We start from the raw sequence: 21,877 nt of genomic DNA, 5'->3' as shown, positions 1-21,877 counted from the left end.
AGATTTTAACTGTATAGGGTTCGCCGAATCCACCAATAAAAAAATTGATTTTTAGTTGCATTGGATACATTTAATACGCTAGCTCTCAGAATACCTCTCTTTCATAAACTCTTTTAATAGGTGCAGGCGACCGCATCTTATCTAATATTTTAGGAAGCTCATTGCAAAACTCGTTCAAGCATACACTTAAATCATTAAACTCCTTCGCACCTCGCCTACTTGATTGGTTTGCCAAAAATGGTCGCCATGATCTGCCTTGGCAACAGCATCAAACTGACACGCCCAATCCTTATATTGTTTGGCTATCCGAAGTCATGCTTCAGCAAACGCAGGTAACGACAGTGCTACCCTACTTTGCCCGTTTTATGGCGTCGTTTCCGACCGTGCAGGATTTAGCCGCAGCAGAATGGGATATGGTGGCGGAGCATTGGGCGGGGCTTGGCTATTATGCGCGGGCGCGTAATTTGCACAAAGGCGCGAAGCAGTTGGTTGAGATTATCAATGAAACGGGCGAATTTCCGCAGACACTAGCAGGTTGGGAAGCAATTTCTGGCGTTGGGCCTTCTACCGCTGGGGCGATTATGGCAATGGGCTTGCATCGTTATGGTGTGATCTGTGATGGCAATGTCAAACGTGTCCTCACACGCTGGGCAGCTATCGATGGTGATATCACTAAATCCACTACTACCAAAGAGCTGTGGGCGTTGGCGGAGCGTTTAACGCCTAGGGAAAATTCAGGATTGTTTGCGCAAGCCATGATGGATATGGGTGCGACTTTATGCACGCGTAGCAAACCTGCTTGTCTACTATGTCCACTGCAAGAGGATTGTCTTGCCCATGCGCAGGGTCGCGAAACTGATTATCCAGTCAAAGCTAAAAAACACCCCAAACCCAGTAAATTTAGTAATGCATTGCTTATTGAAAACGAAAATGGCGAAATACTTTGGCTACAGCGTCCTGATAATGGTATTTGGGGCGGACTATGGAGTTTGCCGCTAGAGTTTGTAGAAAAGATTAGCGGCAAGGTGAATGCTAAAACTGCTGCAGAAAAAACTACTGAAATTAACGATATATCATCAAAAGTGGCTGGTAATGAAAAATTATACGAAACAGAATTTACCACCGCTGAGCAGATTATCAATAAGTGGCTAGACAAAAATGAATTAATAGGAAAATCGGTTAACAAAACCTTATTGGACGATGCACCGATTAAGCATTCACTCACCCATTTTCATTGGTATTTAACGCCGCAATCATTAACTTTAAACGATAAACAGGCGACTGATATAACCGAAGCCTTACAAGCGGCAGAAATTAATATTAATTGGTTAAATGCTAATGATGCGCAGGCAACTCTTGGATTGCCACGAGCGATGGTTAAGATTTTAGAATAATAGGTTGTTGCAACCAAATAAAACTCCTAAAAAAAGCGACTCAAAATATATTCTGAGTCGCTTTTTTTATTATCGAAGCTTTTTTATTATAGAACTGAAAAGCTTAAGACTTCGGTACCCGCAACCGCATCAAACCTTCTTGTTGTACTGTCGCTACCAATCGACCATCTTGCCAAAACTGACCATGGTTTAAGCCTTTGGCATTAGAAGTGGTATCGCTCCACATGTCATATAGCAACCAATTATTTAAGTCAAACTCACGATGAAAATGCATCGAATGGTCAATACTGGCCGCTTGCAAGCCACTGGTCATAAAGCTAACACCGTGTGACATCAGCCCCGTACCTACTAAATAAAAGTCAGACGAAAATGCCAATAATGCTTGCTGAATGGCCACTGGCTGCTTGCCAAGCTCACGGATACGTAGCCAGTTTGCTTGCTTGGGCTTCATCGGTTCTGGATGAATCGGATCACGCGGTTTGATCGGCTTAATCTCGACATGACGGTGACGCATAAAGCGCGCTTTCAGGGCATCTGGGACTTTACCAACATACTCTTCTTTTAAATCTTGCTCGGCAAGCAAATCTTCTGGCGGCGGATAAACAGGCATGTCTTCTTGATATTCCAAGCCCTCTTCCATCGGTGAAAATGAAGCAATCATCGAAAATATCACTTGCTCGACAGGCGCTTTACCGCGCACTTCTTTATACTGAATTGCCGTTACTTCACGCGCAGATAGACTGCGACCATCACGTAGACGGCGTACTTGATAAATCACCGGCTGATTGATATCACCACCGCGCAAAAAGTAACCATGCAGTGAATGACAAGGTTTGTCTTTATCGAGCGTATGCGAAGCGGCCATAATCGCTTGCGCCAGCACTTGCCCACCAAAAATACGACTGCCCACATAGTCGTGGCTTTTACCTTCAAAAACATCAGGGCTGACTTCGATAAGCGCGACGGTAGCGAGCAGCTCATCGATCAGTTGCGGATAATCAGACATGACGATAGGTTTCCTTATTTTGATCAATAACGCCAAGCATTTGGATATAAGCACTCAACGATATCAATACGATATGGCTTAAGCCAATTCGGCATTTTAATTTAAAATAATATGTAATGGCTTGCAGTAATCTACAAGATAACGCTTAGAGCGCACAATAAATGACCAGTAAAATGATTACTGGTAACTCATTATAAAGCGAAAAGACAATCATCTTAACGAATATTAGAGATTTTGACTAGACAGTCGCCGCTTAGTGGTTTGTTCTAGTAGTTTAGTTTTAGTATCTTAATCATAATGAAAAAACCACTATCTAAGACAGCAAACATAAATAAAAAACGAGACGATTAGACACCTCGCTTTTTATTGGTCTTAAAACTATGGTTTTACAGCGACCAGCACGCGGATAGAATCCGGCACGAGCGATAAATTACCTAGTGCTTGTTCACCTTGGGCTTTTAATTGCTCTAAGCGCTCAATCTCTTCTGGGCGGACGTTAGGATTAATCGTTTGCAGATGCTTTAGGCGTTTGATTTCACGCGACCACTGCTGGCTAAAACGGGCACTGGCTTGTTCACCAATATCAGCCAACTGCTGACGGGCAATGTCTTCTGCTTCATAATAGCGCTGCTCAATCACATCGCCGCGTACTTTAATCACTTGGCGGGCACGGTTTTTATCCAAACGTTCAATGTGCGGCATAATCATATCGGCGCTGATACGGGCGGATAAATCACTGCCCTGCTCACTGATAAAGACACGGATATTTTGTGTGGTTAAGGTTGCAGGCAAATTAAGCAATCTTGGCGCAATGGCTTCGACGCGGAAGTTCACCTCAAGCAATACCATACCTTGTGGTACGGCAGCGCTTTTTAACATCGCAACCGTGGTATTACCAAAGGTGCTGGTACTTGCCAACTCATAAATGGCGCGCATCAATGGATGCTCATGGGTAATAAATTCGATATCTTCACGCTGCAGCGCTTGTTCACGCTCAAAGGTCAAGGTCATGCCGTCTTCATCACCCAGTGGCAGACCGTCGATATAATCGCTAATCTCGGTGCTATCGATCGGTGCAATCACCCAAGAACCATCACGCTGGATATTGTGGTCAATATTGGCGGAAGCAAAAAAGCGCTCGATAAATTGCGGCAATAGATTATGCCCATCGAATTCACGCATGGCATCAGCGATACGACCAGCGACACGCGGACGGCATGAGTTGTACTCTAAAAGACGATCGCGACCCGCTTGCAACTGTGCCTCTAGATCCAAACGCGTTTGTAGCGCGGCATCAATAATATCTTGCAATGTCGTACGATTAGCGTCGTTATCCGCGCCTTCGAGCATCGGCTTTAGGTCTTGGATATATTGCTCTTGCACGCTCTGCGCGGTCGGTGAAATCTGATTAAACATATTTAGTGCATCGTTATACCACTGATACAGACGCTCTTGCGCGGTACCTTGGACATAAGGGACGTGCAGCATAATTTGCTGCGTTTGCCCGATACGGTCTAGACGACCGATACGCTGCTCTAAGGTATCGGGGTTGGCCGGTAAGTCCCACAATATCAATTGGCTGGCAAACTGGAAATTACGACCTTCCGAGCCAATCTCCGAGCATAATAATATCTGCGCGCCTTCACTATCGGCAAAGAACGCCGCCGCTTGGTCACGCTCAAGCAGGGTCATCTGTTCGGTAAAGATAGCGGTCTTAATACCGGCATGGAGGCGCAATACCGCCTCTAAACTTTCAACCGTCGCACCACTACGGGCAATCAGCAGCACTTTTTTATGCTTGAGCTCACCCTTTAAAATATCAATCAACCAAGGCACACGCGGGTCATCTTCTAACCAGCTACCATCAGGTTGATTTTCTTCGCCCCAAAGCTGCTCGCGCAATTTACCATTGGTTTGATAGCTATCGACCCATGCTTCAGGTAGCGGTAATGGATACGGCTGGCTGCTACGACCATAAAAGCCTTTAACGCTCTCACGGGTATTACGGAATAAAATACGCCCAGTACCATGACGGTCAAGGAGTTCATTGAGCGCATAAGTACGTAGTTTTTCGTCTTCGTTAATGTTTGCTAATTCATCGATACTAATAGTGAGTAAGCTGCTTAATGCCGCAATTTGACCGTCGCTTAAAGGCTTATCTTCGATTAAGACACTAGCAACCGCTGCCGTTTCTGCAAAAGCTTGTTGACCATCGATAAATTCATCCAAGTCATCAAAGCGGGCTGGGTCTAATAAACGCAAACGAGCAAAGTGACTTTGCGCGCCAAGTTGTTCTGGCGTTGCTGTTAATAGCATCACACCCGGTGTTTCTTCGGCAAAGTCAGCAATTAAGTCATATTTATCATTGCCGCCTTGCGCCTCATCCCAATGCAGATGATGCGCTTCATCGACGACCAATAAATCAAAACCTGCTTCCATCGCTTGGTCATATAAATCAGGATGGTCGAGCAATAAATCCATGCCGGCAATGATACATTGCTCAGTAGCAAAAACGTTTTGCTCAGGGTCGTGTTCTTTAATCGCTGCGGTACGTACCAAATCAAATAAAGCAAAATTCAAATTAAAACGGCGGCGTAGCTCAATCATCCACTGATACTGCAGACTGTCTGGTACAAGGATTAATACCCGCTCAGCTTTACCAGTCAATAGCTGCTGATGAATAATCAAACCCGCTTCAATGGTTTTACCCAGACCTACTTCGTCAGCAAGCAACACACGTGGCGCGATACGTTTGCCAACTTCATGAGCAATATAAAGCTGATGCTCAATAATATCGACGCGCGCACCCATCAAGCCTTTGAGCGGATGACCGGCAAGCGCTGACTGCATACGCAGGATATCTTGGCGCAGCTCGTACCAATCGCCACGTTCAATACGACCAGCGAGCAGGCGCTCAAGCGGCTTAGCAAGCGTGATATTAGCAGCCAGACGAGTTTCCATAATGCCGCGCTCGTGCTCATCGACACTATATTTGAGCACGCCCATCACTTCTTCGACCGCAGTTACGGTATAGGTTTTACCGGCTTGGTCAGAAATGCTATCGCCTTCTTTGAACACCACGCGTGATAACGGCGCTGAGTTTTTTGCATAAACGCGGGTCTCTTCACTTTGTGGAAATAGGATATGCACACAGCGGTCATCGACATCGATAACCACCCCCAAGCCAAGCTCAGACTCCGTATCAGATAAATAACGTTGACCAACGGCGAATTCGGTGCTGTGCAATGAAGCGATAGAGATAGTCATAAGGCGATGTCTTTTGTACTCAGATGATAAGAAAATAGATAGTTAATGAAGCAAGCTACGATTACTGGTCAAGCTAGCATTACTGGCTTAATAGCTCAATGTCATTAATAAGCTGCTGGTCATTGGCGATATCAGGGGAACCCAACTTAAAAGCTAGGTCGAATGATAAAACAGACCATTATATAACGTTAGCGCCTAGATGAGTGCGTTAAGTTGACTTTTCAAGAGCAGTTTTTGGCAAGATTATTGCAACACTCAGCTTAAGTAACTTTTTAGAAATCAACATATAACGACTCGCAAGTACGTAAAAACCTCGCAACTAAACACAAAATATTGCTATCATAAAATTGTTTCTATATTGTTAAGATATGCAATATAACATTTCTTATTGTTATTAAAACTTATTAGCCAGTCTCATTCTCTATTTATTCCATTTATTTTATCAGCTTATTGATAGCCGTTTTAGTAGTAGCGCTTAATCTCTATAGCTTTTAAACCCTTAAAAACGATTATGAACGTCTCTTAAATCACCAAATAGGCCTAATATTGTTTAATATATTCTATTAAGTTATGATTTAATAATTTTTAAATTCCTATTAGTTATAAAAATTTTACCCGATTACAATGCTGTATTGATGCTCAAATCCCATTTTTATAGAGCTGATGTATAACCACATCATCGATTGCTAGCAGCAAATATTATCCGCAGTCTGCTTTGTGGTCACGATCATCCAAGGACAATCCCCTCATGAGTGCCTCCAAAAAAGTTGGCTTTTTTAACCAAGTCAGTACCCAAGTGACGACCATTCTATTTATTGCTTTTGCGGTCGTACTAGCGGTTGTTGTGTATGTTGTTGATAAAGAAGGCTATGAAAAAATTCGCCTTGAATCAGCAAAACTGGTCGCTGAGCGTGGTAATACAGCGGTAAATAGTATTTCAGCTGATATCAATCGCGTGATGCGTAGTGCCTTGCTATTGCAGCAAAGCGCGCAAACGCTGCCACCACAAGAAGCGATTTTGCAAGCCAGTACCGCCAACGCCTTTGATAAGCGCGATTATAACTTATTAGGTAGTGGCGGCATTTGGCCAGAAAAAGGCGCACTGGGCGCCAATGCCGCGACCCATCCGTTTTTGATGGTGCGTCAAAATGGCGATTATCAAGCGGTACTCAGCGATCCAAATCCTGCCAATCCTTATTATCAAGAAGACTGGTTTAGCGTTTTGAAATTGCTCAAACCTGAAAGCTGTATCTGGAACCATGTACGCGCGAGCCAAACCAAAGGCGAGCTTGCGATGAGTTGCGGTGTCGCCATCGAGCGTGACAACCAGTTCTGGGGTGCCAGTACGGTCAACTTTACCCTAAACCAGCTGCAAGAAAACATCGTTAAGTTAAGTGAAAGCTCTGGTTCAGGTTATATTTTACTGCTCGATAACAGTGATAAAGTTATCGCCTCCTCAAACCCTGAGCGCTTAAGCTATATCGACGAAAAAACCGGCACACCGCTTGATATCAAACAAGTTATCAACGCTGACCCTGCTTGGAATCCGGTACTAAACTTCTTAGATACTCAGCGTAACGAAACTATCGAGCGCGTTGCCGCCAGCGTATCACCGCAAGTTCAGCAGGTATTGACCACGCTTGATAAAGCCGAAACCGGTACGTCAAAAGGCTATTATCTCGTCAACTACGCCGCTTACTTAAATAACGGTGAAAATAAGCAAAATGCCATGGACAGCCGTTTATTGCAGAGCTTTGAGTTAGAAAAAGACAGCTACTATAATGGTAGCCAAGCCTATGTGTTTGAGATTCCCGAGACTTACTGGAAACTTATCGTCGTCCAGCCTGACGCTGAAATTAACGCCATCGCTGACAATCTAAGTAAAAATCTGATTAACTGGATTGCACTGGCACTACTTATCACCGCTGGTTTGATTTATTTTATGCTCACTTATTTAGCATTTAAACCATTAAAAGAAACCACCGATAAAATCTCGCAAGCGGAAAACCTGATTAACGATAAGCAATATAATAAGCTAAGCGACGTTAAATTCGCTGAAGGTCGCAACGAGATTGGACTGGTAAACGGCTCTATTAATGACCTACTAGACCGTATCCAATCTAACGAAGGTAAGCTTGCCAATATTAACCAGCAGCTAGAGATTAAAGTTGAAGAACGTACGGCTGAGCTACAAGACACGCTAAAAGAGCTGAAAAACTCACAGCTGCAATTGATTCGTTCAGAAAAAATGGCAACTTTGGGACAAATGGTTGCTGGTGTTGCTCATGAAGTAAATACGCCATTGTCTTATGTGCAGAACAACCTTGAGATTATCGGTCAGTTGACCGAGCAATACGAAGAGTTAATTGAACTGGTACAGGGGTTAAAAGCCGTTAAAACTGACGCGACTGCTGATAGCAAAATTGATAAGCTATTGGCTGATATCGTCCGTGCGTCGGATGAAATCCAAGAAGATGATTTGTCCGCTGAGCTTAAAGAGCTGATTAAAGATTCATTATTTGGCGTCGAGCAAATTACCGAAATGGTTCTAAACCTACGCAACTTTGCTCGTCTTGATGAGTCAAAAGTGAAAACCATCGATGTGCGTGAGTGCATCGAAGCGTCATTGAAAATCGCTGGTAACTCTATTAGACATCAAGAAATTGTCACTGACTTTGCCCCGACACCTGAGGTTAAATGCTCACCATCGCAAATTAACCAAGTCTTGGTAAACTTGCTCAATAACGCCGCGCAAGCCATGGGAGAGAAACCAGATGGCAAAATCGAAGTGCGGACGCGCGCCGATGCCAGCAATGTCTATATCGATGTTAGCGATAACGGTAAAGGTATGAGTACCGAAGTGCTAAATCAAATCTTTGAGCCGTTCTTTACCACCAAAGGCGCAGGCGAAGGTACGGGTCTTGGGATGGCCATCAGTCAGCAGATTATGGAGCAGCATAATGGCGACATTAAAGCCGTCTCGACCGAAGGCGTTGGCACTACCTTTACCTTAACGCTACCAATTGATAATGATTTAACCGAACAAAGCCTAGCAGCGTAAACGCTAGGTTCTGTCTTATTTTAATTGCTATTTTAATGATTATATAAAGCTATAGCACTATTCTTCATCATAAGGATAACATCATGAATGAATTTGAAAATGAAATGGAAACCTCTAGCGCTGAGCTAGGATTTGAACCAAAGCCGAAGTTGGCGTTTATTGACGATGAACAACGTATTTTACGTTCGATGAAACTGTTGTTTCGTAAAACGCATGACGTTTTTATCACTACTGACCCGACTGAGTATATCGACTATATCAAAAACAATCACGTACACGTCGCGGTCAGTGACCAACGTATGCCTGAGCGTGTCGGCGTTGATATTTTACGTGAAGTCAAAGAAGTATCGCCGTCTACCATGCGCATTTTATTAACCGGCTACGCTGATTTGAATGCAATTATCGGCTCTATCAACGATGGTGAGATTTATCGTTATTTGACCAAGCCTTGTAAATCTGAGGAGCTACTTGCAGTCATTAGTCGCGCCACCGAAATTGCTTTGACCTATAACCCAGACGAAGACGCTGAGCAATTCGACAGCTCAGGCAACAAGCAAACGCTATTGGTCATCGATGAGACCAACGATCTGATTGAGCAAATACGTAAGCAATTTTCTAACAGTTATAGAGTATTGCATGCTAAAGGCTTGGAAGAAGCTTACGATTATTTGGCGAATGAAGATATCGGCGTGTGTATTACCGACATCAATGTCAGCGGCGAAAATATCGCGCCGATTATCTTTACCTTAAAACAAGATGCGCCGCACTTGGTGGTCTTGGTACAGACTGAATTTCAGGATGCGGGTTTGCTCATTGATTTGATTAATAAAGGTCAGGTCTATCGCTGCTTACCAAAACCAATGCGCGCCAGCCTGCTTGAGATTAGCGTCAATCGTGCATTCCAACATCATGCGAAATTAAAAGCCAGCCCTGAATTGGTCAAACGTTATGAAGTTGAACATGACCCTGAAAACGACGTGCGTATTGATTTAAGCAGCCGCGTACGTAGTCTTATTGGCAAACTGCGTAAGCGTTTTTCTTTATAAGCACAAAAACAACATACGCACAAAAACGACTGTTCCATAAAAAAACCTCTACTTCACCTTGAAGTAGAGGTTTTTTGTTGTCGGCTTTTTTACGTGCTTTTAACGGGGTGTTTGACACGCTTTTTGACTAAACCCTGCAACGTGCTACATTAAGCGGATAACTATGCAAGCCTATTTAAAATGCAAAACCATTTAAAACGTAATCTATTTAAAATAACAATGAGATAAGGAAGCATCATGCAAGCGGTTTTTTTAGACAAAGGTACTTTCTCTGACAATGTCGACTTGCCAGCACCTGCCGGCGTTACTGACTACATTACTTACGATGATACGCCTCGGGAGCTGATTATTGAGCGCTGTCAAGATGCCGACATTATTTTTACCAATAAAGTCCAAATCAGCGCTGACATCATCGCCAATTTGCCCAAGCTTAAGCTTATCCAACTGACCGCAACAGGCATGAATAATGTCGATCAAGACGCCTGCTCTAAGCATGATGTTGCGCTATATAACGTCGCGGGTTATGCGGTCAAAAGCGTGCCCGAGCATACCTTTATGTTGATGCTAACTGCCATGCGCGCTGGCATTCATTATCATGAAAAAGTCGCTGATGGTACGTGGGCAAACAATGGTAATTTTTGCTTGCTCGATATACCGCTGATAGATTTGGAAGATAAGACGCTTGGTATTATTGGTGTTGGTCACATTGGCAAACGCGTCACCGAAATCGCCCGCGCCTTTGGTATGACGGTATTGTGGGCGGAGCACCAAGGACGTACGCCGCGTAATGATGACTACACGGCGTTTGAGGAGGTACTGGCGCAGTCTGATGTACTAAGCTTACATTGCCCATTAAACGAGCAAACCAAGCATTTGATTAATAAAGATACCTTAGCGAAGATGGTTAAGCAGCCGTTGATTGTTAACGTCGCCCGTGGCGGTATCGTCGATAGCCAAGCGCTGACCGATGCGATTAACAACCAGCAAATAATTGGTTATGCCACCGATGTATTTGAGCAAGAGCCGATTGTCAAAGACGACCCTTTATTAACCCTTGCTAACCATCCGCGGGTGATATTTAGTCCACATAACGCGTGGGGCAGTAAAAGCGCGCAAGAAACCTTGTGGCAAATCTTAAGCAAGCAAGTCTCGGAATTTATCGATAAAAATTGAACAAAAGCCACTAAAAATCTTAACGACTGAAGCGTAACCAATCGTCTTTTATTCTACGGTATTTTAGCATCACCCGGTCACTCAGATAATTATTGGTGACCCGCCAAGGATAGATGTCGCCTTGTTTCGGTAATTCGTGTTGCGCGCGCTGCACATAACCTGCCGCTAGCGCACCCATGACCGTATCTGGCTGCGTATGCGCCTCGCTATGTGCAGTTTTTGCGTGTGGCAAAGCTACCTGATAACGGTGCTTATGCATATGGTTGAGCAAGCGCAGCACATACTGACAAGCCAAGTCAATTTTTAGCGTCCACGAAGCATTGGTATAACCAAATAGCGCCACCATATTTGGCACGCCTTCAACCATCACCGCCTTATAGGTCATGCGCGAGCCGATATCGATTGCTTGCCCATCAATATATACTTTAGCGCCGCCAAGCATTTGCAGCTTTAGCCCGGTTGCGGTCACAATAATATCAGCATCGAGGTGTTTACCAGAATCAAGCATGATGCCAGTTTTGGTAAAGTGGCTGATTTGGTCGGTCACCACGGCGGCTCTGTTGCCATGTAATGCCATAAATAAATCACTGTCTGGCACCGCACAAAGCCGCTCATCCCACGGATTATAAGCAGGCATAAAGTGCGCAATATTAACACCGCTGCCCTTTAATTCGCTTTTAACGCCACGTTTTAATAATGCTTTCATCACTTTGGGCGCAAACACAGCCGCTCGATAAGTCCCTTGTTGCATCAACACATTACGCGCGCGCAGTAGCTTATAAGCTTGCGTTTTTGATAATGGCGAAAACTTACCTGCCAACCAATCAAGCGCATAATCATCGCCCGGTACGCTTGCCACATAGGTCGGCGACCGCTGTAGCATCGTAACATGCTGCGCGCATTGCTCGCCCGCCTCGTCCACTAGCGCTGGTAATAACGTCATCGCTGTCGCACCACTACCAATAATGATGACTTTTTTATCGTCATAATCAACATTTTGCCAATGCTGTGGATGGATAATAGCGCCCTCAAAGTCCTCTTCTTTATCAAAATGCGGGCGATAAGCTTGCTCATAATCATAGTAGCCTGTGGCACCCACGACAAACTTTGCCGTTAAGGTAAACACCTCACCACTTACATGGTTTTTTACCGTCGCTGTCCATTGCTGGTTATGGCTTGACCAAGACAGCTGCTGTACTTCATGCTGATAGCGAATATGCTCAGTGACACTAAACTCGCGCGCCGTATCGGCAATATAGCTTTTAATATCACCGCCTTTTGCCAATACCCGATGGTTCAACCACGGACGAAAGCTATAGCCAAAGGTCAAAGCATCAGAGTCGGAACGCACCCCAGGATAAGTAAATAAATCCCACGTACCGCCCAAATCCGCGCGTTTTTCTAATATCACAAAGCGCTGTGTGCCTTTTTTCTGCTTCCTTTTTACTAGCTGTTTTAAGCGACTTGGACTTTTATGGCCAAACAGCGCTTTGTGCTTTTGCTGCTGCAATCGACACGCCATACCGATACCGGCAATACCAGCGCCGATAATAAGCACTTCAAAATCGACTGGCATACTTGAGGCGGATGACGACGATTTAGGTTTAAAGCGCTGTTTAAGCGCCTTTTTGGCGGTATTCATATCAAGCATAATACGGTCCTTGTTTTTGCATGATGGGTTTTATAAACTCAGTTTAACAGCAAGCCATTTAAAAGGGACTTGGACTTTCCCAGTCCATCCACGCGCCAAGTGTAGGATGTTTAAGACGCAATTGTTGGGCATGTAAATTGAGCCGTGGCGCAATGGTTAATGCCGTACCTTCGGCGTAAATTGGATCGCCAATCATCACATGACCAACATGTACCATATGGACGCGTAGCTGATGACTGCGACCGGTCACAGGCTTTAGCAGAACGCGAGTGACTGGCTCACCATTGCATTCTTCATGCGCCAGCACCTCATACAGCGTCAGCGCATGTTTTGACCAATCATGATCGACGATATGGCGTGGCTTGGTTGTAGGCTCATAACGTACTGGCACCGATATATCCCCTTTAGCACCGACGCTTTGCCACTGACCAAAAACACGTGCTTGATAGCTTTTTTGCGGCAGCCGTTCAATAAACTGCTTACTGATATGGGTTTGTGCCGCCGCATTTTTAGCAAAAATCAGTAGCCCTGAGGTATCCATATCTAGACGATGAATCAACTTAACCGCCGGATTGGCGCGCTCAAGCCGCGCCAATAAACTCACCTTGAGCGTTTTACCATCGACACTCAATAAGCCTGCAGGCTTATTGACGACCCAAATATCATCGTCTTCATAGACGGTCACGGCTTGCGCAAATGTCTGAAAAAACTCGAGTGGATACGCATTTTCTTGGGCGTTCAGGGCGTCTATTTTTTCATCAGTGAAAGGCATAAAATTTAGCTACTTATAGTAATGGGTTATATATTGATAAGGTTTTGATATTCATTAACTTCAATATCAAAGCCATTGTTAATAAAACTACTCTTAATTTTGGATAAAATTCATTTTGAACAAAATCGACTTTGAATGACCTATTAAATATAATAATAAATCAGTATTTGACCATTATTAAAAGCGACGACTGGATTTACGTTAAAAATGACGACAGCGATGACAAGTGACAGATAAAACATAACCTGTATCGTTATGTTTCGATTTATTGTGCTAATAGTAATTGTTAAACAATTTAACCAGCCTGCGTCTGTCAACTTTGAGCAAACATGTTAATATAATGGCAGAATTTCACCCCTGCTTAACCATTCTTTAGCCGTTCATCTATTTAATATGACCCTCATATTTATATCGATGGTTGGTAATAGAAATAATAAAACAAGAGAGATAAATTATGTCAGACCTTATTGTTAACACTACCGATGCAAACTTTGACCAAGATGTCCTACAATCAGACGTGCCAGTTCTAGTAGACTTTTGGGCAACTTGGTGTGGTCCTTGTAAAGCGATCGCACCTATTTTAGAAGATTTAGCGACTGAGTACCAAGGTAAAGTTAAAATCGTTAAAGTCGACGTTGATAATAACCCACAAGCGGCTAGCCGTTTTGGTATTCGCAACATTCCTACCTTGTTTGTCTTTAAAGACGGCGAAAAAGTCGATTCAGTGATGGGTCTACAGCCAAAAGCAGCATTGGCAGCCGTACTGGATAAACATCTATAATCGTTTTCTAGTAGTTGTTTACTAAAAGGTTTTTATATAAAGACCGACATCAAAAAAGCCATTGTCTGCAGCAGATAATGGCTTTTTTGCTGCTTTTCTGAGCAAAAAACGAGATTATGCGAATTTTTTGGCAAAAATTATTGACAATGCAAGCCTGAAGGCCGTATAGTCTGCTGACAAGAGAAAACTAACTATTTTCCTAAGTGTCTTGTCGCTATTCTCCTCGTGTTTATCAACAAAAACACAATCGTCATTATAAAACACCACTACTGAACGCAATGATTAAACACAATTACTGATATTGAGTTTTTGACGCAGACTCTTATGTAGACTTCTTTATTTTTACCTCTTATGAGCGTGCCTATATTTCTTGCAACGCTTCCATAAGCTGGCACATAAAATCTATCCTACATAAACCCCAATGCTATGTATATACCTGTATCGCCCTATATCCCCTTGTTTAATCAATGTCTTGATTTGTGCTGATAATGGCATCTCTCATCTGACCAACTGCTAATGACCTATCTATGAATCTTACTGAATTAAAGAAAAAATCAATCGCTGAGCTTTTGGCCATCGCCAAAGACATGGGTCTTGATAATATGGCGCGTAGCCGTAAACAAGACATTATCTTTGCTATTTTAAAAACCCATGCCCGTAACGGTGAAGCCATTTATGGTGACGGCGTGCTTGAGGTTCTTCCTGATGGTTTTGGCTTTTTGCGCTCATCTGAAGGCTCTTATTTAGCAGGTCCTGACGATATCTATGTCAGCCCAAGTCAAATCCGTCGCTTTACCTTAAAGACTGGCGACAGTATCGCTGGTACCATTCGTCCACCAAAAGATTCTGAGCGTTATTTTGCGCTATTAAAAGTCGGTGAGATTAACTTTGATACGCCTGATCGCTCACGTCATAAGCTGATTTTTGAGAACTTAACGCCGCTATTCCCTACTGAGCAGTTAAAACTTGAACTGGGTAATGGTACGACTGAAGATTTGACTGGTCGTATTATTGACCTAATTGCCCCGATTGGTAAAGGTCAGCGCTCGATTATCGTCGCCCCGCCAAAAGCGGGTAAAACCATGCTGCTACAGACCATCGCGCAGTCAATTACCCGTAATAACCCTGAGTGTTATTTAATCGTACTCTTGATTGACGAGCGTCCAGAAGAAGTGACTGAGATGGTGCGTACCGTACGCGGCGAAGTCGTAGCATCTACCTTTGATGAGCCGCCACAACGTCATGTCCAAGTGGCTGAAATGGTCATCGAAAAAGCCAAGCGTTTGGTTGAGCATAAACAAGACGTGGTCATCTTACTTGACTCTATTACCCGTCTTGCCCGCGCCTACAACACCGTGATTCCATCGTCAGGTAAAGTATTGACCGGTGGTTTGGATGCCAATGCGTTAGAGCGTCCAAAGCGCTTCTTTGGTGCTGCACGTAACATCGAAGAAGGCGGCAGCTTGACCATTATTGCCAGTGCACTGATTGATACGGGTAGTAAAATGGACAGCGTTATCTTTGAAGAATTCAAAGGAACCGGTAACCAAGAAATTACACTTGAGCGTGACTTGGCTGAAAAACGCGTCTTCCCAGCCATTAATATCAAAAAATCGGGCACGCGCCGCGAAGAGCGCCTGCTTGATGAAGACAAGCTACGTAAAGTTTGGATTTTGCGTAAACTACTTCAACCAATGGATGGCGTCCAAGCGACTGAGTTCTTGCTAGACCGTCTAAAAGAAGCTAAGACCAACGACGAGTTCTTTGAGCAAATGAAACGTAAATCACAAAACTAATTGATAGTCGTATTTTATTAGCTTGATTATCTAGTTATAGGTTTGAAAAACAAAGACTGCCTTAGGGCGGTCTTTTTTATTTTTCAAATGCTCGTTTAAATACTTTCTTCTTATAGCCTTAAAAACCATCAACTATTCTAGAAATTGCTAGGATAATTCTTAAAAAGAGTTAGCGGACTTTCATTATTAATACAATGACTGTAAGCAAAAGCCCTACCGCCGATATAGTAAAGCAACATACTTTACAGATTATTTGCAAAGATTAGCTTTTTTACTACGACTAGAAAGAGATAAACAGGCTATTATGCAAAGTAGTACAGACATATTTAGATACATCCTGTATATTGGATTTCAAACTTGACGACTTAATAGGTGACACCATGAAATTTGCTAAAACTTTTGCACTAACAGCTATTGCTAGCTCTGCTCTTATGATGGGCGGTTGTGCTAATAACGGTTATGGTTATAACTCTGGCTTAAACAACACTGCTAAAGGCGCAGCCGCTGGTGCAGCTGCTGGTGCCCTTCTTAAAAGTGGCAGCAATAGTAAAGGTATTGCGCGCGGTGCCTTAGGTGGTGCTGCAATTGGTGGCGCTGGTGCGTACATTCTTGACCAAACTCGCCGCTAATTTATTTTAAGATTTTAATAGCTATCTTATAAGATTTTATATTACGAAATTTTCAGCTATTAAAGCAAAAAGCCTGCAATTAAATTGCAGGCTTTTTTATGTTTATCAATTACGCAAGACTTTTACAATACTCTACTGCTTATAGGGCTCCACTAAAAGTATCGCAAGATTGAATATTGCCACTTTCTAATCCACGAGTAAACCACTGAACGCGCTGCTGGCTGGTACCATGAGTAAAGTTATCAGGAACTACCTCACCACCACTGGCACGCGCCAAGCGATCGTCGCCGATTTGACCAGCAGCGTTAATTGCTTCATCGATATCGCCCGCCTCTAAAAATTGCACACGCTCTTGATTACGCTGTGCCCAAACGCCGGCAAAACAATCCGCCTGTAGTTCTTGTAATACCGATAGCTTATTGGCTTGTGCACGAGTAACTTGACGGCTGGCTTCATTTACTTGCTGGGTAATACCTAACAAGGTTTGTACATGATGACCAACTTCATGAGATATGACATACGCTTGAGCGAAATCTCCCGCTTTTCCTTGATTTTCACTATCACCAGAGCCTTGCTCATCGCCAGTAATGCCTAAGTTTTGGCGCATTTCTACAAAGAAAGACGTATCCAAATACACCGTTTGATCGCCTGGGCAATAAAAAGGTCCGGTTGCCGCACTAGCGCTACCACAAGCGGAACTGACTTGCCCATTAAATAAAATCAGTGATGGCTCTTTATAGGTACTGCCCGCTTCATTAAATATTTGATGCCAAACTTCTTCCGTATCCGCCAACACTACTTTTACAAAGCGTGTATCACGGTCGTCACTGGTCGCAGGCTCAGTAGAGGTATTACTGCCACCGCCCGCGACCACTTGACCTGTTTGTAGTGCGGTCATCGGATTGACCCCAAATACCAACCATAAAATACCAGCAATAATAATACCGCCGATACCGCCACCTATCATCTTACCGCCGCCAGTGCTTGTGCGTACATTAGAGCTACCGCGTCTGTCTTGCCATTTCATACTATTTCTCCTAAAAAATACGATAGATATTGCTATACATATCGTCGTTAGCGCTGTTATATAGTTATGGATATTAGATAATATTGCGCTCAATCCCTTGATTGCATATTTTATTTTGTCACTTTCAATTTTTTATTGACCATTAGCAGTAAAAAAAGAGGCCAAACCGTGCTTCTGACGTCCATGCTACTTGATTCCTAAAGATTAATTTCTTATCACTTTTATTAATAGCTTTTACGAATACCATTGCTATTTATACCTTGCTAATATTCATCATTCAATGGCTATATTTGATGGTATTTGTACTAACAATAGTCAAAAAATGGGTATAAAATAGCACCCTAGTCATTAGAGAAAACCTTTGATAGGAAAGCTCTTAAATCACACTGATGTCATTGATTATACGTCGATTAATTTGGCTAGTTGTATTAAAAATTATAGTAAATAGGCAAAGTAAAACCCTATTTACAATTTTATTGTTACTTAATTGTACAGGCCCTTTCTATCTAGCAAGAAATCATATAGAATGCGTGGAAGCTGAGTAGCTGTGATTAATACTAGTTGAATTCTGAGACATCTTGGATATTCAACCTTTTTTGCTGCTACTGATCATTTCATTTTCCCGGAGAAAACCTTATGAACTTAAAATTACTTGCTCTAGCTGGTATCATGACTGCAACTATGGGCCTTACTGCCTGTGATAGCAACAAAGAAAACGCTGCTGAAGATTTATCTGACGCGAAAGAAGAAGTAACTGACGCGCAAGAAAACCTAGACCAAGCTGCTGTTGAAGGCGAAGCTGTTCCTGCTGATGCTGTTGAAGCTGTAGACGCTGCGTCAGCTGACATCGCTGATGCACAAGCTAATACTGCTACTAACGAAATCGATGCTGAAGTACCTGTAGACGGTACTACTACTAGCGTTGACGTAGCTAGCGAAACTCCAGCAGTTGACGCAGCTGACGAAGTTGTAGTTGAAGAACCAGCTCAGTAATTTTTATTTTTCATAATAAAAAGTACTGTAGTAAAAAAAGAGAGCCTAGGCTCTCTTTTTTTATGTCTGCTATTTAGGATTCTATAAGCTTTTAAAAGTTTAGGCGAAAAAGGGAATAGGTAAAAAATACGTTAAGCTATGGCGCTAAAATAGCCGGATAGTATTCATTACCCTATCTATTAATTCATTGGCTTTATAAATCTAAAAAGCCAATAAGATGACTTTAATCATCGCTATTGGCTCAACAGAAATAACCTATTAACAAAACCTATTAGCAAAGCTTACTCATCAAATAAGCGCTCATCCACCTGCTGACGAAATTTTTGACCGGTTTTAAAGGTGACGACGCGGCGTGCCGATACTGCAACAGGCTCACCTGTCTTTGGGTTACGACCGGGACGGCTGTTTTTATCTTTAAGCTCGAAGTTGCCAAAGCCTGAAAGCTTGACCTCTTTGCCATCAATCAAACTCTCTGACAACTCATCAAAAAAGTTCTCCACTAAACAGCGGCCTTCTTGACGTGTCAGATTCAGATGACTCATCAAATGCTCAATCATGTCAGATTTGGTTAAGGTGCTCACAGTACGACTCCTATGCTATGTCGTGATGTCGAATATCATGGTTTAGCGGTATGAAGATTAATGTTAGCTATTATAAAGGTTTTTTACCGTCATTTTAATAAAATCCTTTATTAATAACCACTTAACGTAATTTATGTATAAAAATCTCTATTAGTTATGTTTTTTTACCAATAGCAAAGCGCCATAGCCTCACCTATCAGGAGGCTATGGAGAATCTTATATTTTTATGATTAGATATTAGCTGTCACGCAACTGGGCAGCGTGCTGTTCGGTTAGTGCTTGCACTACCTTATCGGTTGCTGCTTTTACCGCTTCATCAGATAGTGTCTGCGTTCTGTCCTGCCATATCAAAGCAAAAGCCAATGAACGCTGACCGGTTGGCACTTTATCACCTTGATAAACATCAAATAGCCATAAATCTGTCAATAGTTCACCAGCTACCGCGCGTATCGTCGACTGCAAAGTCTGTAAGCTAATATCGCTATCGACTAAGATGGCAATATCACGACGTACTTGCGGGAATTTGCTTGGGGTGGTGATGGCATGCTGCTCACGTACAAGAGTCAGTAGCGGCGCAAGTGCTAATTGAGCCACCCAAGTAGCTGGCAAATCTAACTGCTTGGCCGTATTAGGATGCAATTGACCCAACCAACCGACATACTGGTCATCAATATAGAGCTTAGCGCTTTGACCAGGATGCAAGAAGGCAAGCGCGCTACGCTCATAGCGAATACGGGCGCTATCCACTTGCGTAGGTAATAACTGTTCAATATCATGCTTAAGATCATAAAAGTCTAACGCACGGTTTTGATACGATTGCTCCTCCCAGACATCGCCGACTGCGACCAAAGCAATACTTGGTGTTTGCACCAATTCGCTAATACTTTGACCAACAAAGCTAAGACCCGTTTCGAAGAAACGCACACGCGGCTGCTGACGATTTAAGTTATATTGTACACAAGGCAATAAGCTTGACAGCAAAGTACGGCGCATTACTGCCAAGTCGCTAGAGATAGGATTGGCCAATGCAAGGACTTCTCCTAGCGCTTTGTCATCTAGCAGAGCTTCTATTTTTGCATCACTAAAGCTAAAGCTAATCGCTTCCATATAACCGTTATCGACCAGCGCCAGCTTCATTTGGTGAGTCAGGTCCGCCGTATCGTCATAATCCATACTGACTTGCAAATGCGGCAATACGCTTGGAATATTATCATAACCATAAATACGGGCAATCTCTTCAATCAAATCTTCTTTGATACTCATATCAAAACGATATGATGGCGGCGTGCAAAGCAGGCTATCTGCTTGCTGATCGACCTCAAAGCCTAATTGAGTCAAAATACGTACCATCACTGCTGGCTCAATCTCGATACCGATGACATCACGAACTTTAGTGATTGGCAAGGTAATAGGCGCACGTGCCGGTAGATGCTTAATACTTTCCGCTTTCACTATTTGCCCCGCTTGACCACCAGTAACGCTAGTAATCAAATCACAAGCGCGTGCCAGTGCTAGCTCTGGTAATTCAAAGTCTACCCCACGCTCGAAACGTTGTGAGGCATCCGTATGCAGACCAAAACGGCGTGCGCGTGCAGCAATAGCTAACTGATTAAAGAAGGCACTCTCTAACACAATATTGGTGGTACTATCGGTGACACTGCTACGTTGACCGCCCATGATACCAGCAAGTGCAAGCGCGCCTTTATCATCAGCAATGACCAATTCATCACCGGTTAAAGTAATGGTTTGCTCATTAAGCAAAGTAATGCTTTCTTCAGGCTGTGCCAAACGCACCACGATATCGCCATCGATGGTATCAGCATCAAACGCATGTAGCGGTTGACCCAGCTCCATCAACACGTAGTTGGTTACATCTACCAAAAAGTTGTGCGAGCGTAACCCTGACTGCACTAATGCATCTTGCATCCACTTTGGGGTATCGATGCTACGATCAATATTGCTAATCGACTGTAATAAATAACGTGGGCACGCCTCAACTGCACTAACGGTGACAGCAAGAGTTGCGCCGTCATCCGTCACCGCTACGTTGGTAGGAATCTCAGGCGGCTGCATTGGTAAATCGTTAATGACTGAAATTTCGCGCGCAATTCCGCGTACGCTAAAGCAATCACCACGGTTTGGGGTAATAGAGATATCTAAGATTTGATTGTCTAAACCCAAATACTCACGAATATCCATGCCAATCGGCGCATCAGCTGGCAACTCAAGCAGACCATCGATGCTATCGGTTAAGTCAATTTCAGACGCACCGCAGAGCATACCGTTAGAGTCGACACCACGTAGGTTACCATTTTTAATTTCAAAACCCGCTTCATTATCAGACGGTAAAACGGCACCAACGGTCGCAACCGGCGCTTTCATACCGACAGTGACATTGGGTGCACCGCAAACAATTTGTAATGGCTCAGCTGCACCAATATTAACCTGAGTCACGCGTAATTTGTCGGCATCTGGATGCTGCTCGACGCTGATAACTTCACCAACCACCACTCCGCTAAAGGCGCGGGCGACTGCAAAGCGATCATCAATCTCTAGTCCTGCCATGGTTAATTGTTCAGCCAATTGCTCACTGCTATTGTTGGGATTTACCCATTGACGTAGCCACTGTTCGCTAATTTTCATAAATATCTCGGATCAGAATTTTATAATAAAGATTTTGGATTAAAGCTTGGCAAATTA

15 protein-coding genes are annotated in these 21,877 nt (G+C 43.4%); 8 read left to right on the top strand and 7 right to left on the bottom strand.

Going from position 1 to position 21,877, the window contains the following annotated elements:
• Positions 1-161: 161 nt before the first annotated feature.
• Positions 162-1,394 carry an A/G-specific adenine glycosylase gene (gene mutY, locus JMX13_RS07415; protein WP_201611653.1) on the top strand — a complete coding sequence of 411 codons (1,233 nt, stop codon included), beginning with the start codon at positions 162-164 and terminating at the stop codon, positions 1,392-1,394.
• A gap of 103 nt (positions 1,395-1,497) precedes the next feature.
• Here mutY and JMX13_RS07410 read toward each other — a convergent pair whose 3' ends face one another.
• Positions 1,498-2,400 carry an acyl-CoA thioesterase gene (locus JMX13_RS07410; RefSeq protein WP_201546073.1) on the bottom strand — a complete coding sequence of 301 codons (903 nt, stop codon included), beginning with the start codon at positions 2,398-2,400 and terminating at the stop codon, positions 1,498-1,500.
• Positions 2,401-2,778: 378 nt separating this feature from the next.
• A complete protein-coding gene (rapA, locus tag JMX13_RS07405; protein WP_201611651.1) occupies positions 2,779-5,667 on the bottom strand; it encodes an RNA polymerase-associated protein RapA in 2,889 nt (962 codons plus the stop codon).
• Between the two features lie 748 nt (positions 5,668-6,415).
• On the opposite strand from rapA, the gene JMX13_RS07400 reads away from it, so the two are divergent.
• The 3 genes from JMX13_RS07400 to JMX13_RS07390 all read left to right on the top strand — a co-directional run bounded on the left by JMX13_RS07400 (position 6,416) and on the right by JMX13_RS07390 (position 10,947).
• Entirely contained in the window at positions 6,416-8,728 is a 2,313-nt protein-coding gene (locus JMX13_RS07400; RefSeq protein ID WP_201611649.1) for a sensor histidine kinase, read from the top strand.
• A gap of 83 nt (positions 8,729-8,811) precedes the next feature.
• Complete coding sequence (locus JMX13_RS07395; protein ID WP_201611647.1) at positions 8,812-9,774, top strand: response regulator; 963 nt, start codon at positions 8,812-8,814, stop codon at positions 9,772-9,774.
• Positions 9,775-10,011: 237 nt separating this feature from the next.
• A complete protein-coding gene (locus JMX13_RS07390; RefSeq protein WP_201611645.1) occupies positions 10,012-10,947 on the top strand; it encodes a D-2-hydroxyacid dehydrogenase in 936 nt (311 codons plus the stop codon).
• Between the two features lie 19 nt (positions 10,948-10,966).
• On the opposite strand, the gene JMX13_RS07385 is transcribed toward JMX13_RS07390, so the two are convergent.
• Together JMX13_RS07385 and JMX13_RS07380 are read right to left on the bottom strand one after the other, a co-directional pair.
• Positions 10,967-12,523, bottom strand: a complete 1,557-nt coding sequence (locus JMX13_RS07385) for a flavin-containing monooxygenase (RefSeq protein WP_413786308.1) — start codon at positions 12,521-12,523, stop codon at positions 10,967-10,969.
• Positions 12,524-12,656: 133 nt separating this feature from the next.
• Positions 12,657-13,370, bottom strand: coding sequence for an RluA family pseudouridine synthase (locus JMX13_RS07380; protein WP_201611641.1), 714 nt, complete (start codon positions 13,368-13,370; stop codon positions 12,657-12,659).
• A gap of 454 nt (positions 13,371-13,824) precedes the next feature.
• On the opposite strand from JMX13_RS07380, the gene trxA reads away from it, so the two are divergent.
• From trxA to JMX13_RS07365, 3 genes are all read left to right on the top strand, one after another.
• Positions 13,825-14,151 (top strand): thioredoxin, encoded by a 327-nt coding sequence (trxA, locus tag JMX13_RS07375; RefSeq protein WP_183620986.1) that lies wholly within the window; start codon positions 13,825-13,827, stop codon positions 14,149-14,151.
• A gap of 527 nt (positions 14,152-14,678) precedes the next feature.
• Positions 14,679-15,947, top strand: a complete 1,269-nt coding sequence (rho, locus tag JMX13_RS07370) for a transcription termination factor Rho (RefSeq protein ID WP_201546064.1) — start codon at positions 14,679-14,681, stop codon at positions 15,945-15,947.
• A gap of 380 nt (positions 15,948-16,327) precedes the next feature.
• Complete coding sequence (locus JMX13_RS07365) at positions 16,328-16,576, top strand: hypothetical protein (protein WP_201546062.1); 249 nt, start codon at positions 16,328-16,330, stop codon at positions 16,574-16,576.
• A 139-nt stretch (positions 16,577-16,715) separates the two neighbouring features.
• Here JMX13_RS07365 and JMX13_RS07360 read toward each other — a convergent pair whose 3' ends face one another.
• The gene (locus JMX13_RS07360) at positions 16,716-17,603 is read right to left on the bottom strand and encodes a neutral zinc metallopeptidase (RefSeq protein ID WP_201546060.1); all 888 of its coding nucleotides are present in this window, start codon (positions 17,601-17,603) and stop codon (positions 16,716-16,718) included.
• 636 nt (positions 17,604-18,239) lie between these two features.
• On the opposite strand from JMX13_RS07360, the gene JMX13_RS07355 reads away from it, so the two are divergent.
• On the top strand, positions 18,240-18,596 hold the full coding sequence (locus JMX13_RS07355; RefSeq protein WP_201546058.1) for a hypothetical protein: 357 nt from the start codon (positions 18,240-18,242) through the stop codon (positions 18,594-18,596).
• A gap of 281 nt (positions 18,597-18,877) precedes the next feature.
• Here the strand turns inward: JMX13_RS07355 and JMX13_RS07350 are convergent, their stop codons facing one another.
• Together JMX13_RS07350 and pheT are read right to left on the bottom strand one after the other, a co-directional pair.
• The gene (locus tag JMX13_RS07350; RefSeq protein WP_079692789.1) at positions 18,878-19,177 is read right to left on the bottom strand and encodes an integration host factor subunit alpha; all 300 of its coding nucleotides are present in this window, start codon (positions 19,175-19,177) and stop codon (positions 18,878-18,880) included.
• A 237-nt stretch (positions 19,178-19,414) separates the two neighbouring features.
• Positions 19,415-21,820, bottom strand: a complete 2,406-nt coding sequence (gene pheT, locus JMX13_RS07345; protein WP_201611639.1) for a phenylalanine--tRNA ligase subunit beta — start codon at positions 21,818-21,820, stop codon at positions 19,415-19,417.
• Positions 21,821-21,877: the final 57 nt, after the last annotated feature.

Source organism: Psychrobacter immobilis (assembly GCF_904846285.1).
GTDB lineage: Bacteria > Pseudomonadota > Gammaproteobacteria > Pseudomonadales > Moraxellaceae > Psychrobacter > Psychrobacter immobilis_D.
The sequence above is the reverse complement of the archived record's forward strand: the minus strand, read 5'-3'. Positions and strand labels throughout refer to the sequence as shown.